At 39.6% G+C, this 15,251-nt stretch carries 13 protein-coding genes; 8 read left to right on the top strand and 5 right to left on the bottom strand.

Going from position 1 to position 15,251, the window contains the following annotated elements; all coding sequences use genetic code 11:
- Positions 1–65: 65 nt before the first annotated feature.
- Complete coding sequence (locus L0B70_RS10550) at positions 66–719, bottom strand: CoA transferase subunit B (RefSeq protein WP_235141759.1); 654 nt, start codon at positions 717–719, stop codon at positions 66–68.
- 200 nt (positions 720–919) lie between these two features.
- Here L0B70_RS10550 and L0B70_RS10545 point away from each other — a divergent pair, with 200 nt between their 5' ends.
- The 3 genes from L0B70_RS10545 to L0B70_RS10535 all read left to right on the top strand — a co-directional run bounded on the left by L0B70_RS10545 (position 920) and on the right by L0B70_RS10535 (position 3,268).
- On the top strand, positions 920–2,719 hold the full coding sequence (locus L0B70_RS10545; protein ID WP_235141758.1) for an ABC transporter ATP-binding protein: 1,800 nt from the start codon (positions 920–922) through the stop codon (positions 2,717–2,719).
- A gap of 70 nt (positions 2,720–2,789) precedes the next feature.
- A complete protein-coding gene (locus L0B70_RS10540) occupies positions 2,790–3,002 on the top strand; it encodes a DUF2683 family protein (protein ID WP_235141757.1) in 213 nt (70 codons plus the stop codon).
- The gene (locus tag L0B70_RS10535) at positions 2,987–3,268 is read left to right on the top strand and encodes a Txe/YoeB family addiction module toxin (protein WP_235141756.1); all 282 of its coding nucleotides are present in this window, start codon (positions 2,987–2,989) and stop codon (positions 3,266–3,268) included. The genes L0B70_RS10540 and L0B70_RS10535 overlap by 16 nt, the downstream gene beginning before the upstream one ends.
- Before the next feature lie 133 nt (positions 3,269–3,401).
- On the opposite strand, the gene L0B70_RS10530 is transcribed toward L0B70_RS10535, so the two are convergent.
- A complete protein-coding gene (locus L0B70_RS10530; RefSeq protein ID WP_235141755.1) occupies positions 3,402–4,106 on the bottom strand; it encodes a CoA transferase subunit A in 705 nt (234 codons plus the stop codon).
- A 912-nt stretch (positions 4,107–5,018) separates the two neighbouring features.
- Here L0B70_RS10530 and rplS point away from each other — a divergent pair.
- Complete coding sequence (rplS, locus tag L0B70_RS10525) at positions 5,019–5,372, top strand: 50S ribosomal protein L19 (RefSeq protein ID WP_235141754.1); 354 nt, start codon at positions 5,019–5,021, stop codon at positions 5,370–5,372.
- Between the two features lie 49 nt (positions 5,373–5,421).
- Here rplS and L0B70_RS10520 read toward each other — a convergent pair whose 3' ends face one another.
- Both L0B70_RS10520 and L0B70_RS10515 read right to left on the bottom strand, forming a co-directional pair.
- Positions 5,422–5,982 (bottom strand): hypothetical protein, encoded by a 561-nt coding sequence (locus tag L0B70_RS10520; RefSeq protein WP_235141753.1) that lies wholly within the window; start codon positions 5,980–5,982, stop codon positions 5,422–5,424.
- A gap of 381 nt (positions 5,983–6,363) precedes the next feature.
- Positions 6,364–8,964 carry a T9SS-dependent M36 family metallopeptidase gene (locus tag L0B70_RS10515; protein WP_235141752.1) on the bottom strand — a complete coding sequence of 867 codons (2,601 nt, stop codon included), beginning with the start codon at positions 8,962–8,964 and terminating at the stop codon, positions 6,364–6,366.
- A gap of 432 nt (positions 8,965–9,396) precedes the next feature.
- On the opposite strand from L0B70_RS10515, the gene L0B70_RS10510 reads away from it, so the two are divergent.
- Positions 9,397–9,774 carry a VOC family protein gene (locus tag L0B70_RS10510; RefSeq protein ID WP_235143590.1) on the top strand — a complete coding sequence of 126 codons (378 nt, stop codon included), beginning with the start codon at positions 9,397–9,399 and terminating at the stop codon, positions 9,772–9,774.
- An 81-nt stretch (positions 9,775–9,855) separates the two neighbouring features.
- Here L0B70_RS10510 and rpsA read toward each other — a convergent pair whose 3' ends face one another.
- Positions 9,856–11,655 (bottom strand): 30S ribosomal protein S1, encoded by a 1,800-nt coding sequence (rpsA, locus tag L0B70_RS10505; protein WP_235143589.1) that lies wholly within the window; start codon positions 11,653–11,655, stop codon positions 9,856–9,858.
- Positions 11,656–11,988: 333 nt separating this feature from the next.
- On the opposite strand from rpsA, the gene L0B70_RS10500 reads away from it, so the two are divergent.
- The 3 genes from L0B70_RS10500 (at position 11,989) to L0B70_RS10490 (ending at position 15,206) form a co-directional block, all read left to right on the top strand.
- Positions 11,989–13,296, top strand: coding sequence for a DEAD/DEAH box helicase (locus L0B70_RS10500; RefSeq protein WP_235141751.1), 1,308 nt, complete (start codon positions 11,989–11,991; stop codon positions 13,294–13,296).
- Positions 13,297–13,360: 64 nt separating this feature from the next.
- Positions 13,361–13,702 (top strand): MerR family transcriptional regulator, encoded by a 342-nt coding sequence (locus L0B70_RS10495; RefSeq protein ID WP_235141750.1) that lies wholly within the window; start codon positions 13,361–13,363, stop codon positions 13,700–13,702.
- Between the two features lie 85 nt (positions 13,703–13,787).
- Positions 13,788–15,206 carry a helix-hairpin-helix domain-containing protein gene (locus L0B70_RS10490; protein ID WP_235141749.1) on the top strand — a complete coding sequence of 473 codons (1,419 nt, stop codon included), beginning with the start codon at positions 13,788–13,790 and terminating at the stop codon, positions 15,204–15,206.
- Positions 15,207–15,251: the final 45 nt, after the last annotated feature.

The following is a 15,251-nucleotide window of genomic DNA, read 5'->3' as shown; positions in this document are numbered from 1 at the left end:
GTCACATACAAAAACAAAATAAATCCTTTTCAGCAGCTGAAAAGGATTTTTATTGCAAAGTATTTTTAAAACTGCATTTCGGGGATTTCTCCCTCAATGATCAGGTTTGCTTCAGTAGATTTTATGATTTCCTCTACAGAAACTCCCGGCGCTCTTTCCAAAAGCTGGAATCCTTTCGGCGTTATCTCCAGAACAGCCATTTCGGTAACGACCTTTTTAACGCAGGCAACTCCAGTTAGAGGCAAAGTACAGTTTTTCAAAATTTTAGATTCGCCTTTTTTATTCACGTGCATCATGGCAACGATGATGTTTTCTGCGCTGGCCACCAAATCCATGGCACCACCCATTCCTTTCACCATTTTTCCCGGGATTTTCCAGTTTGCGATATCGCCTTTTTCGGAAACTTCCATGGCTCCAAGAATGGTAAGATCTACTTTTTGACTGCGAATCATGCCAAAACTAAAGGCGGAATCGAAAAAAGATGCACCCGGAAGCGCGGTAATCGTCTGCTTTCCGGCATTGATAAGGTCCGGATCTTCTTCGCCTTCAAACGGAAACGGTCCCATGCCGAGAATTCCGTTTTCGCTTTGAAATTCCACGGATAGATTGTCGGGGACGAAATTCGCAACTAAAGTCGGAATGCCGATGCCGAGGTTCACGTAATACCCGTCTTTTACTTCTCTGGAAATCCGTTGCGCGATCTGTTCTTTTGTGAGCATAGTTTGATTGATAGTTGGTGGTTGAAAAAGATGCTCCTTGTAACGCAAGGTTCAGCGAAATTTTCAACTCAATTTGATTTTCGAAAGCAGTTGCAATTTATAGAATTTTCACCTCATATAAAAATACAGAAACCCTAATCTTGAAAATATCTTTATCGCTCACATTATATCTGTATTTTTGCACCCTACTTTTACAGCAAATGAAAACATTATTTTTATATTTGAAGCCGCACAAATGGCTATTGAGTTTATCTCTCCTTTTGGCGACCATTAACCAGGTTTTCTCTCTATTTGGTCCGGCGATTACGGGAAATATTCTCGATCAGCTTGTTACGCATCCGAATTTTTTTGACAAGGAAAAACTCTTGCCCAGAAATCTGGACGAATACTTTTACGGCTTCGGCGAGTATAATGGCGTCTTTTATTTTCTCGGCCTTTTAATAGGAACAGCGATGGTCAGCCGGATTGCGAAAGCTTTTCAGGATTATGTGGTGAACGTGATCACGCAAAAATTTGGTGCCAATATTTTTACTGATGGTTTGCAGCACTCTATGGCACTGCCCTATCAGGAATTTGAAGACCAAAGAAGTGGGGAAACGCTTTCTATTTTAACTAAAGTTCGCGAAGACTCGGTGAAATTCATCACCAATTTCATCAACATCTTTTTTGGGATTTTAGTGAGTATCATTTTCGTGTCCGTTTACGCGATTCAGCTACACTGGTCGATCATGCCGGTTTATGTGGTCGGAATTTTCATTATTTCCTTCATCACGAATTTCCTCAGCAAAAGAATCAAAAACATCCAGAAAACCATTGTTGCTGAAACCAATACTTTGGCGGGAAGCACTACGGAAAGTCTGCGCAATATCGAAATCGTAAAAAGTTTAGGCTTAACGAAACAGGAGGTGAAACGCCTTAACAGCAATACCTACAAAATCTTGGGTCTGGAATTAAGAAAAGTAAAAAGCATCCGGTCTTTGAGTTTTATTCAGGGCACGATGGTGAATTTTCTGCAGCAAATGATCACTTTCACGCTTTTGTTTTTGATCTTTAAAAACATCGTCACGCCGGGTCAGTATTTGTCCTTAATGTTTTACGGCTTCTTTATTTTTGGACCGATGCAGGAAATCGGCAACATCATTATTTCTTACCGCGAAGCACAGGCTTCCCTGCATAATTTCGATACGTTGATGAAAAAGCCTGCTGAGGAAAAACCCCTAACACCGAAAAAAATTGGCGGCATTGAAAAACTGAAGTTTGAGCATGTTTCCTTTCAGCACCGATCTGCTTCTTATAAAGCCTTGAACGATATTTCCTTTGAGGTGAAGAATGGCGAAACCATTGCTTTTGTAGGTCCGAGTGGTTCCGGAAAAAGCACTCTGGTGAAACTGCTCGTTGGCTTGTACCGTCCCAAAGAAGGAGCCATTTTTTACAATAATATTAATGGAAATGAATTCGATTTTGATGAGTTGCGAAATCAGATCGGCTTTGTGACGCAGGACACACAGCTTTTTGCAGGAAGCATCAAAGAAAATTTATTATTCGTAAATCCCGACGCAACAGACGAGGATTTGCAAATGGCTTTAAAAAAATCGAGCGCCACGGCATTAATCGAGAGAGCAGAAAAAGGCATCGAAACCGTGATTGGTGAAGGTGGATTTAAATTAAGCGGCGGGGAAAAACAGAGAATTGCGATTGCTCGGGCATTGTTGCGAAAACCGCATTTGCTTATTTTCGATGAAGCAACGTCGGCTCTGGACAGCATTACGGAAGAAGAAATTACCTCGACGATCAAAGAAGTTTCGAAAGATAAAGAACAGATTACGGTTTTAATTGCGCACCGATTAAGCACCATTATGCACGCGGACCGAATTTACGTTCTGGAAAAAGGAAAGGTTATAGAGACCGGTTCGCACGAAAATTTGCTGGAAGAAAAGGGATTGTATTATGCAATGTGGCGACAGCAGATTGGGGAAAGAAAGGTTTCTATGCGTGTTTAAATAATTAAGGTAAATGTTGTAACTTTAAATTTAAAGTAGGCAGATTATACAACTTTTGAAAAAGAGGATTATGGAAAATATTTTAATTACTCCAAAAAACGAAAAGCAATTGAATTTGCTCAAATTATTGCTCGAAGAAATGAAAATTCAGTACACCTTCGAAAGAAATGAAACTGAATTGATAAACCGTGAACTCGACAAGAAAATTAACGAAGCTCGACAGGAAAAAAAAGAAGGAGAACTACTGACCGTTGACCCAAAAAAAATATGGGAAAGTATATAATACAACTTTCAAAAAGAGCCTTGAAGGATTTGAGAACGATCAAAAAATCAGGGAGAAAATTGGACATGAGCAAAGTGCAAACCTTCCTTCAGGAATTAGAAGACCATCCAAGAGAGGGAAAAGGTTCACCGGAACAATTGAAATATCATGACGGCGAAATTTGGAGCCGGGAAGTTAATAAGAAGGACCGGTTTGTGTACGAAATTTTTGAGCGAGAAGTCTCTGTTATGCTCATCCAATCATTGGGGCATTATAACGATAAATAGAATTTTTCGCATTAAAACATCCACTTTTCCTTTTTATTTTAATTGGAAACAATGAGCTATGGTTAAAGTTAAATTTTCTTATTCATAGAAAACGGGCTAAAGCCCGTTCCTATTGATTGAAGAAATTTTATAATTAAAATTCTCTTTTTCTCACCGTTCTCTGCTCAATTCTCTTTTCAAATTTTTCACCCTGGAAAATCCTTTGAACCATAATGCCGGGAATATGAATTTCATTCGGATCAAGTTCTCCTGGTTCTACCAATTCTTCGACTTCGGCGATGGTGATTTTTCCGGCTCCGGCCATGGGTGCATTGAAGTTTCTTGCGGTCCCTTTGAAAATTAAATTTCCGGCATGATCGCCTTTCCATGCTTTTACGATAGAAAAATCGGCTTTGAAAGCGTGTTCCAGAATATGCATCTTACCGTCGAATTCTTTGGTTTCTTTTCCTTCCGCGACTTCGGTTCCATAACCTGCCGGCGTATAGAAGGCAGGAATTCCGTGCTGCGCGGCGCGACATTTTTCGGCTAACGTTCCCTGCGGCGTGAGTTCCACTTCGAGTTCACCGGACAACATTTGTCTTTCGAATTCGGCATTTTCGCCTACATATGAGGCAATCATTTTTTTGATCTGCTTTTTTTGTAATAACAGTCCCAAACCAAAATCGTCTACGCCGGCATTGTTGGAAATGCAGGTAATGTTTTTTACATTGCTTTCTACCAAAGCGTTGATGGAATTTTCGGGAATGCCGCAAAGGCCGAATCCGCCAACAATTAAGGTCATTCCGTCACTAATGCCGGCGATGGCTTCTTGGGCGTTTTTTACTCTTTTATCGATCATGGTCTACGTGTAATTTTGTGGTTTAAATTTACAAATTTTTTGGGAATGGAAAATTGTGGTGAGATCCTGAGTAGTGTTTTGAAAGTTTTTAATCGCGGATTGACGATATGGCGAAGCGGCTCAAAGTTTCTTTCCACAGTAATTATAGGAGTTTACTTTGTTCTTAGCATGTAGGACTTGTGCCTTTAATTTTAATCACAAAGTCACAAAAGTGTTTTTTAACACATTAGGCACATGAGATTTTGATGGTCTCTGTGGTTAACAGCGCACAATAGTTTAGTTTCGCGTTGATGCCTGTAATCAACAGAAACCGTCCCTTGGCCCATTTAGTTTTGGTTAATGGGTGGCTTTAGCCGAAAGCTTTTTGAATAATTTTTAACCACAAAGTCACAAAAGTTTTTTGGCATATGAGGCACATTAGGTTTGGAGTTTCTCTGTGGTTAGAAGCGCACAATAGTTTTGGCTTCGCTGCGGGGATTTTGCGTGAGGGATGGCAGCGGCATCCTTTTTTTTGAGGCGGGAAAAAGGAAGGGCAAAAAAAGATAGAGCGTACAGCCCGACCTGAGTGAGGGAGGGGGCGCGAGCGAAGCGAGCGCCAATGACCGAATGAAGGGCACGCCCAAATATACACTTTACGGCTGACTACTGATTAATGGTCGTTCCTCATTGGTAGTTGATGATTTGAAAATTCGTAGTTATTGAGAAATTTTTACTGGTAGTTATCGGAGAAACGTATTGTTATGTAATATTCCTATTAATTTCGGGCAGCCGCTTTGGGCGTGTGGTGCTATATTTATTTCGTAAAGTGTTGGCAGTTTGTATTTTTTGTCTTATTTTTGCAACCTGTTAATCAACCTCTGACGAAGGGCGTGAACGTTGCTTAGCTCGACAAAACAAATTTTTATTATAAAAATGGATTTAGTAAAGTACGTACAAGACAAGTACATCACAAAAAAAGAATTCCCAGAATTCAAAGCCGGTGACACCATCACTGTGTATTACGAAATTAAAGAGGGCGCAAAAACAAGAACTCAGTTCTTTAAAGGAACAGTTCTTCAGATCAGAGGAACGGGTGCTACCAAAACTTTTACCATCAGAAAAATGAGTGGTGATGTTGGAGTACAAAGAGTTTTCCCTTTGAATATGCCAGCTTTGCAAAAAATCGAAATCGACAGAAGAGGTAAAGTTAGAAGAGCAAGAATCTACTACTTTAAACAACTTAGAGGTAAAAAAGCGAGAATTAAAGACGCTGCATACAAAAAGTAATTCTGAGTACAAGAATAGAAAAACCCATCGATTTATTTTGATGGGTTTTTTATTGCTGTAAAGCGCCGATACATTCTTCGCGGATCTGCCAGAAGTCTACGATGGAGAAGGGAATGTGGTTATTTTCCTGAAGATATTTTTTCAGATAATTTTTGTGATGTTTTATCTTGAAATCGATGATCTGATCGGGCTGAATTTCAATTTCTTCCACCAAATCGTTTAGAAAATCTTCGGGACTAGAATTCTGCCGTGTACAGTCCAATATTTTTTTATCTATTTTTAAATAATTATGTGCTTCGGGCATTTCTTTTAAATGATATTTTTGAAGAACGGTGGCAATTTTGGGCGTATTTTGGGCATTCATTTTAAAAATTCCAAGCATTAATTTTACATTTTTTAAATGATTCTCTTCAGCTAAAATTTTGAGCAGCGCATGTTTGGTGCTGCAAGTTCCGCCCCCGTCCCGAAAAACACAGAAAATGTCGGATTTATCTCGATTCCTTTTGTAAGGCAAATTCTTCACCCACTCACAGGCTTGGTCGAAAGTCGCCAATCCGCGACGAGAAAGTTCGGTGGAAACCGGTCCGGAAGATTTAAGTGAGATGTTCATGTACTTTTCTTTAAATTCTATGCAAGAAATATTGGATTTTTTCAAATCAAAAATAACAGTTTTTCATCAAATCGACCGCGTCATTTTGAGCTGAAACATTTAAAAATAAAGTTTCTAAATTAACAAAAAATATGTTTGATGAACGCGCTGCTTTTCTTCGCAACTGCGGTAAAAAAATAGTGGTGATTAATATAATGTTTTCTTTAGTTTTTAAGATTACATAAAACATTACTTGTTCGCAGTTTTAATAAAACGATCTTCAGGACATGAATAAAAATCCTACCCGATTCAAAAGGAAATTCGGCGGGAAGAAGCCGATACAATCAACATAAAAAAACCGCCCTGCATAGCAGGACGGTTCTAAAAAAGAAGAATTAAAAATTATTTTTTAATCATCAGTTTGGAAGAATATTCAACTCCCAAGCCTGTAACTTTTACAACATACACTCCGCTGGCCAAAGCCTGCGTGTTTACAGCCTCGGTAGAAGCTATTTTTTGGCTGGAAACCATTCTGCCCGAAGCATCGAAAATCTCAACGCTCAATTTACCCAAAATACTTTTGTTCGATTTTAAGAAAAATTCGTTTTTAGCAGGATTCGGATAAATGCTGAAAGCTTTGGCAGCATCCACATCGTTTGTTGCCAAGACGCATTCCGCAGGTGTTTCGAAACTGGCGGTCTGATCGTTAATATTCGTTTTAGAGCCGGCGGATGCTCCTACTCCTAAACCTCTGTTTGCAAATACATTCCAGATCATACATTTATCTGCACCTCCTGTTGTAGTATTTGCAGCTTCTGCAGCCAGAATAGCATTTCTACCATCGATAAACGTTGGGCTACATGCCTGAAGTTTTAAACCGTTAATCACCGTCTGTAAAACTCTTGTACTTCCATTCGTTGCATTCGCGCTCACATCAGAAGAGTAACCGTATTTTTCAACATATTTCCAGTGAAGATCCCATAACATTGTGGCCCATACGAAACCAATTGAATGTACATCGGGAACGACCTGTCCTGAGGAGTTTGTATATTCCATTCCGTTGGTATCACCATACGTAAAGCCATTCACGGCCATGTCCGGCGAATATTTCGCAGGTCGAATTCCAGCGCCTGTAATTGGCTCAGATGAGGCGTAAGTCCCAATACCTCTGGCTACCTGCGCGGTTGCTCCGGGCTGATTGGTTAACATCAACGCAAAGAAGTCAGACCAACCCTCTCCCATTTGTTCTTTCGATGCAGAGGAGGTTAGACAGGATGAACCGTTACCTGTATTTCTGTTCGAAATTCCGTGGCCATATTCGTGAATTACAATCCCATTATCAAAACTGCCGTCTCTCATTTTCTGTGTGGCCGGATCATATTTCAGCGTAACATTTACATTTTGGGAAGCTAACAGCCCTTTAAGATAGATTGCTTCGGAGCTTTCAATTAAGACGGAAGGAATTGTGATATTAGGATTCACTCCAGCCATACCAGCGGTGGGTGCAGATTCGGGTAAATTGTAAATGATGGCAGCTACGGCTCCTGCATTCTGTGCGGCCTGCACTTTTACCTGAAACTCACATGTACCTCTTGCAATTAACCCAATTTTTCCACTTAAAGATCCTGCCGGAAGCGGAGAACACCCGTCGATAACAGCAGCTATTTTCACGTCTGCAGTAACCCCTGTTGCGTCTAAAGTTGGACCGAAAGTGGTGGAGACATAATTAGCCACTACTCTGCCGACTGCTTCGGGCGGAGAATTGTAAAAAAAGCGCTCCACAATAGCACCATCCCAAAGATACATTTGCATTTTTGGTCTAAAACCGTCTGGAGGCGTAGCAAAATTAGCATTGTTTTTTCCGCCGCCATCCTGAGATTCTGCCTGAACGTAATCGTTTTCTGCTCCACCTTTTCCAAAATTCCAGGCCTGGAAGTTTCTGGCGGTTTCAGTAAACCCTAAACGATAAAAAATATCGTGAATTTTATTGTTTACATAAAATAAATTCGTAGTCGAGGCATTCAGGTTTGCGGCCGTGGCATTTTCGACAAAAGGAAAATCGAAGGTGCGGGTTGCGCCGCCCTCCGCATACGATCCAGGTTCGTCCTTATTTGCCCCATCATCATATGCCATCACATTATTACCTCTCGTCGAGGTGTAATTTCCAACGTAAGCTCCGCCGGCGATAGAATGCCATCCATCGGGTGAAGCATCTGTAAACCATGGATTATTAACCAATGTTCTGGCGCCGTGGCTCGGACTTTCCAATGGTAGAGCGAATACGCGGTAACTCGCTGCTAACGGCGCTAAAGCACCTGCTTCTTTACCGGCGGAAAAATCGCTTCCAAAGCCTTCCGGTACGTGGGCAGAAAAATCGTGGCTGTAAGCATCGTGCTTAAAGGAACAGGAAAGTGTAAGATTTTGTTTGTTTACAATTTCGCCGGTATTTGCATCTGCAAGAATATCCCAGTAGTTGGATGTTCCTTTTTCTTCGAAAATAAACTCATGACATAATTTTAAATCATTATTTTCGGTTTGGAAATAAATTAAACGCGTTTTTACATAAAATCCACCGTCTTTACCTGCTTCGCTGGCGCTGATCAATTCGTACCGGCCGCTGTTTTTTAAGTTTAACGCCTGCGCAACATTGCCAAAAACAGACTGGCTTGCACGAGCCGACGTGGGCTGGGAAGCGTTAACATAATTTTTGGTAAAACTGTCGTTAAAAAAATTAACTTTCGAATCTTTAATTAAAGCGGTACCAATCGCATTGTACACGGGAATTCCGTTATAGGACTGTTGTACTTTTACAACTTCGCCATTCATTGTTTTTGAAAAATCCTGATTAAGAATTTCAAAGTTATTGAGGTTTGGTTTTAGGAACGTTGTTTTGGAAGAAATGTGATTTTGGATGATAGACTTGAAATCCTGCGCATTCACATTACCAAAAGAAAACATAAAGCAAACCGCCGCAATTTTTAAAGGTAAATTTCTATTTTTCATATATATTAATTAATTGGCACCGAATTTATAAAAAATATCAATATGTTTTGAATTTTTAACATAAAAATTGCGCCTAAGACTTCTCTCGCTGTTTGAGAGTAAAAACTTTTCGCAAGTTGATTTTTATCGGTTGCAGGAAACTTTTAAAAAATTTGTAAAATTTTCGTTTAAAATAACTGGAAAAAAATTAGCGCAGGAGAAATTTACAAACTCAACAATCAAATTTTCCGGTTTTTTAGTATTTTAGTTTTATAAAACAAGCCAGATCAAAAAAAAATCATTAAAGGAGCTTTACTTGAAACACGAACACTTCAATAACCTCATCACAAAAAGAAATCAATGAAAAAGAAATTATTTGTCGCTTTAACTTTAGGGATCACCTTCTTTCTCGGTTTCGCTTTTCGATCTGCAACAGAACCAAAAAATCATACAATGAAAAAAGTAACAGGCATTGGCGGCGTTTTTTTTAAATGCAAAGACCCAAAAAAGATGACCGAATGGTACCAGAAACACCTGGGTTTGGAAACAAATCCGTACGGCGCAACCTTCGAATGGTACGAAAGCCCGGACAGCAAAACCAAAGCGCAAACGCAGTGGACACCTTTTCCGGAGGATTCAAAATATTTTGAACCTTCCAAAAAAGATTTTATGATCAATTACCGCGTCGAAGATTTGGGAACGCTCGTTCAGGAGCTGAAGAAAGAAGGCGTCACCGTGGTCGATACGATTGAAACTTACGACTATGGCAAGTTTGTGCATATTTTGGATGCAGAGGGAAATAAAATCCAGTTGTGGGAGCCTGTCGATTAAAAACAAAAAAACCAAAGCAAAAATTGCTTTGGTTTATGGTTTATTGCAGTCCCTCGCGGAACAACATATGAAAATCAGGAATTAGTTCCCTTCCATTTTCTTTTTCAATTCAGCTAATACATCTAAATCGCCAAGCGTGGATTTCTCTTCGTTGTTGGAAGATGAAGCTGGTTTAGAAGATGAATTGTTAGAAGAGTTGTCTCTTACGTTTTTCTTTTCTTCGTCTCTGAAGATTCCTGTATGAGATACTACTACTCTCTTGAATTCTTTGTTAAATTCGATCACTTTGAATTGTGCATCTTCTCCTTTCTTGATTTTAGATCCGTCTTCCTTCTCTAATAATCTTGATGGACAGAATGCTTCAACTTCAGCATCTTCAAACTGTACCTGAGCACCTTTGTCGAATACTTCTGTTGCTTTTCCTGCATGCACAGTTCCTTCCGCATATTTTGTTTCGAATTTATCCCAAGGATTTTCCAACAGTTGTTTGTGACCTAAAGAAAGTCTTCTTGCTGCTGTATCTAATTCAAGAACAATTACGTTTAATTTATCGCCTACCGCACAGAATTCTGATGGGTGTTTGATTTTTTTCGTCCAGGAAAGATCGGAGATATAAATTAATCCGTCGATGCCTTCTTCCAACTCTACAAACACACCGAAATTAGTAAAGTTTCTTACTGTTCCTACGTGCTGAGAACCTACCGGATATTTAGACTCGATATTGGACCAAGGATCTTCGTTCAGTTGCTTCATTCCTAAAGAAACTTTTCTGTCTTCTCTGTCTAAAGTTAAGATTTCCGCTTCCACTTCATCACCAACTTTTACAAAATCACCTGCACTTCTTAAGTGAGTTGACCACGACATTTCGGAAACGTGGATCAGTCCTTCTACACCTGGAGCAACCTCAACGAATGCACCGTAATCTGCAAGAACCACTACTTTTCCTTTTACTCTGTCTCCAACTTTAAGATCAGCAGAAAGTGCATCCCAAGGATGTGCTTCCAATTGCTTCATACCTAACTGGATTCTTGTTTTCTCGTCATCAAAATCAAGGATTACTACTTTTACAGTTTGTCCGTCTTCCAAAATTTCTGATGGATGGTTAACACGGCTCCAGGAAAGATCTGTAATGTGGATTAATCCATCAACACCACCTAAATCTACGAATACCCCGTAAGATGTAATATTTTTAACAGTTCCTTCAAGAACCTGTCCTTTTTCTAACTGACCAATGATCTCACGTTTTTGACCTTCAAGATCTGCTTCGATCAACGCTTTGTGAGAAACGACAACGTTTTTAAATTCCGGGTTGATTTTCACAACTTTGAATTCCATTGTTTTTCCTACGAACTGATCGTAATCTTTAATTGGCTTAACATCGATTTGTGATCCTGGTAAGAACGCTTCGATACCATGAACGTCTACGATCATACCACCTTTTGTTCTGGATTTTACAAAACCGTTTACGATTTCTCCTGTTTCGTGAAGCTCGTTTACACGATCCCACGCTTTAAGAATTCTCGCTTTTTTGTGAGATAACTGTAACTGTCCGGATTTGTCTTCTCTTCTGTCTACCATTACTTCCACTTCATCACCTACGGCAAGTCCCTGGTTATAACGGAATTCGTTTAAAGAAATAACACCTTCAGATTTAAAGTTGATATCAACAATAGCTTCTTTATCTGTAAGTCTTACAACTTTACCAATAAGTACATCATTGTCTTGTAGGTTGTTAAGAGAACCGTTGTAGATTTCCTCCAGATCGCTTTTCTCCTGTCTTGCATCAGCATCAAGACCAGATTCGAAGGAATCCCAGTCAAAATTTTCCGGTGCTACGTTTTGGTTCAAAAGAACCTCTGCTTTGTCTGTCGTTTCTGACATAAAATAAATAATTTGTATTCCTTCTTTTTCAAACTTGGCCCAATGTGATTCTTGAAAAATACGGAAGATGTTAGTTGTTAATGTTTTAACTTCGCCAAATACCTTCACAAAAAGTGGTGCAAAGATAAGTATTTTTACTGATAAACAACTAAATAAATTTTAAATAATTTGAAGCTTTTCCGCCTGAGAGTTTACGCTGGGCACGCCGGAAAACTCTATCTTCTTTTACACCTTTTCTTTAAAAAAGAGCAATTCCGTTCCTCACAAGGCTAAAACATTTTGGCGTTCATAAAGATTCATCTAAATCCAGTACCGAATTCTTACCTTTGCCAAATGGAATTACAGTCAATCTATCAAAATCTGCAGATTCAGGATATGAATCAGATGCAGAAATCTGCGTACAAAGCTACCGAAGACGAAAAAGATCTTATCCTTTTATCGCCCACCGGTTCCGGGAAAACCCTGGCCTTTCTTTTTCCCGTTTTACGGAATTTAAAGCCCAATGTTTCCGGAATCCAGGCCATAGTATTGGTCCCTTCCCGCGAGTTGGCTTTGCAGATCGAGCAGGTTTTCAAATCCATGGGTACCGATTATAAAGTCTCGGTTTGTTACGGCGGACACGACAAAAAAATAGAAGTCAATAATCTGCGAGAATCCCCCGCGTTATTAATTGGAACTCCGGGTAGAATCGCCTACCACCTCAACAATGATAATTTCGATGCCACTACCATCAAAACTCTCGTATTAGACGAATTTGATAAATCTTTAGAATTTGGCTTCCACGAAGATATGAGTTTGATTATCAGCGAAATGCCGCTCCTTTCGCAAAGAATTCTCACTTCCGCTACCGCGATGGATGATATTCCGACATTTACAGGCGTAAAAAATGAACAAAAGGTAGATTTCTTAAAAGTACTGGAATCTAAACCCGACCTTCAATATAAAAAGGTGATCACAACGTCTGAGGAAAAACTCGATACGCTATTTCAGCTTTTATGCAAAATTGGAAACAAAAGAACTTTAATTTTCTGTAATCACCGCGACGCCGTTGACCGGATCTCCGAACTTTTAAAGGAAAAAGGAATTTCAAGAGAAACATTTCACGGCGGTATGGAGCAGGACGAAAGAGAACGCGCACTGCTGAAATTCAGAAACGATTCTTCCCGAATTTTAATTACAACCGATTTGGCTTCGCGCGGTTTAGATATTGCCGAAGTAGAATCCATCGTACATTATCAGCTGCCACCGAAGGAAGATGCGTTTATCCACCGCAACGGAAGAACGGCGCGGATGAACGCCAAAGGTTCCGTTTACCTCATCATGACAGAAGATGAAAATTTTCCGTTCATCAAAAAAAACACGCCGGAAGAAAAGCTTACGCAGGATTATAAAATGCCGTCCAGAACGCCTTTTTCCACCATTTATATCAGCGCGGGAAAAAAAGACAAGGTTAATAAGGTGGATATAGTGGGTTTCCTCATCAAAAAAGGGGAACTGGAAAAAGATGATATTGGCCTCATCGAAGTGAAGGATACGACCTCTTATGTTGCTGTGAGCCGCCAAAAGGTTGTTGCTCTTTTGAAAAAACTGGAGAACCAAAGACTGAAAAACAAAAAGATGAAAATCGAGATTGCTTATTAATGCGATCTCTGCACCATTTTATTTTCCAAATTTTATGTAGTTTTGAAACTGTGACCGTTATACAATGAAATTAAACCTCCCCGATAAACTTTATTATTCCATTGGCGAAGTAGCTAAAGCATTCGATGTGAACGCTTCGCTCATCAGGTATTGGGAGCAGGAATTCCCCATCATTAAGCCCAAAAAAAACAAAAAGGGAAACCGGTATTTCACGCCGGAGGATATTAAGAATCTTAAAATCATTTTCCATCTTGTGAAGGAAAAAGGCTACACGTTGGATGGCGCCCGCATCGCTTTGACCACAAATTCGAAAATCTCCGAAACCGTGAGTATGATTGACCGGCTGGAATTTGTAAAAGCCGAACTTCTTAAACTAAAAGATTCCCTAGTGGATAAACCCGAATAGAAAAGGTATTTTCCACTTCACGAAAAGGTCGTTTTACGCAAAAATTAATCTCAGCGTCTATCTATGTTTGCATAAATATTACGCCATGAGTTTCCACCTTCAAATATCCGCCGCAAAAAATTATTTTTTGGGATTTGCCACGTCCGGTGCCATCCTTTTTTCCGGTTTGCTTTACTATAATTCAAAAAGTCCGAGCGCTGAACCGCCCACTTTTGAAAAAGTCGATTACGTAAACGCAGAAAAAATTACGTTAGCAGAATTCGATCCGAATGAACTTTCGGCCGACGGCTGGAAAAATTTAGGTTTTACAGAAAGACAGGTCGCTACAATTTTAAAATACAAAAATGTGGTGGGCGGAAATTTCTCTTCGAAAGCGCAGATGAAAAAATGCTATGCGATTTCCGAGGAAAAATTCGCGGAACTGGACTCATTTATTCTGCTTCCTGAAACATCGGCATCCACTTATAGAAATTATTCTTCGGGAAATCATCAAAACTCCCGAAGTTATTATGCCAATTACTCCGGCAACTATAAAACCTTTAAGAAAAAGGAACTCACGATTCCCGGAAAATTCAACCCGGACAACTTGAGTGTGAATGATTTTGTGCAAATGGGTTTTACGGAAAATCAGGCTAATTCTATTTTGAAATACAAAAATTATTTAGGCGGAAGTTTTCAAAGCAAAGAAAAATTCAAAGCTTGCTATATGATCAGCGCAGAAAATTACCGCAAAATGGAGCCTTATCTCCTGTTGCCGGAAGGCTCGCCCGCCGGTTCACAGATTTCTCCGGAAGCAAAAATTTCTCGAACTGAAAAAGCGAAAATAAGCTACCAAAATTTCGACCCCAACACCACCGATTTTGACGGCTGGCGAAAGCTGGGCTTTTCCGAAAAGCAGGCGCAAGTTATCCTTAATTATCGGGACAGAAATTTGCGCGGAAGTTTCAAAAATTTAGAAGATATTGAAAAATGCTTCGTAATTTCTCCCGAAAAGTTCGTAGAAATGAAACCTTTTATCGCGCTGAATCCGGAAAACATCAAAAATGGTTCTGCAAAAAAGTATGAATCCAATTATACATCAGATTCCAAAACTGCTTCTTCAGAATCGAAAACGGATTTTTCGAAAATAGATCTAAATCAGATCACTTTCAAACAGTTGACGGAATATGGTTTTGATGAGAAAAGTGCCGCAATGATGTTGAGTTATAGAAAAAAATTAGGTGGCTTTGTCAATAAACAGCAGATTATCGATACGTACGATATTGACAAAGAGCTCGCACAAAAGCTAGTCGCCACCGCAAAACTGGACGATAGCAAAGTTGCAAAATACACGTTGGCCGATGCGCCGGAAGAATGGCTCCAAAATCATCCTTATTTTAAATATTCCGCGGATAAAATTATTTACTTCCGCATTTCGAATCCGAACGAAAAGAAGATCTGGAAATTCATCAAGGTGAAACCCGAGTATGAAGCACGAATGCGACTTTATTTGAAGTCGGAATAATCCAAAAAAAATCCTCTCCAAAAATTTCGGAGAGGATTTTTAACT

Origin of the sequence: Kaistella sp. 97-N-M2, assembly GCF_021513235.1 — a bacterium.
GTDB lineage: Bacteria > Bacteroidota > Bacteroidia > Flavobacteriales > Weeksellaceae > Kaistella.
The sequence above is the reverse complement of the archived record's forward strand: the minus strand, read 5'-3'. Positions and strand labels throughout refer to the sequence as shown.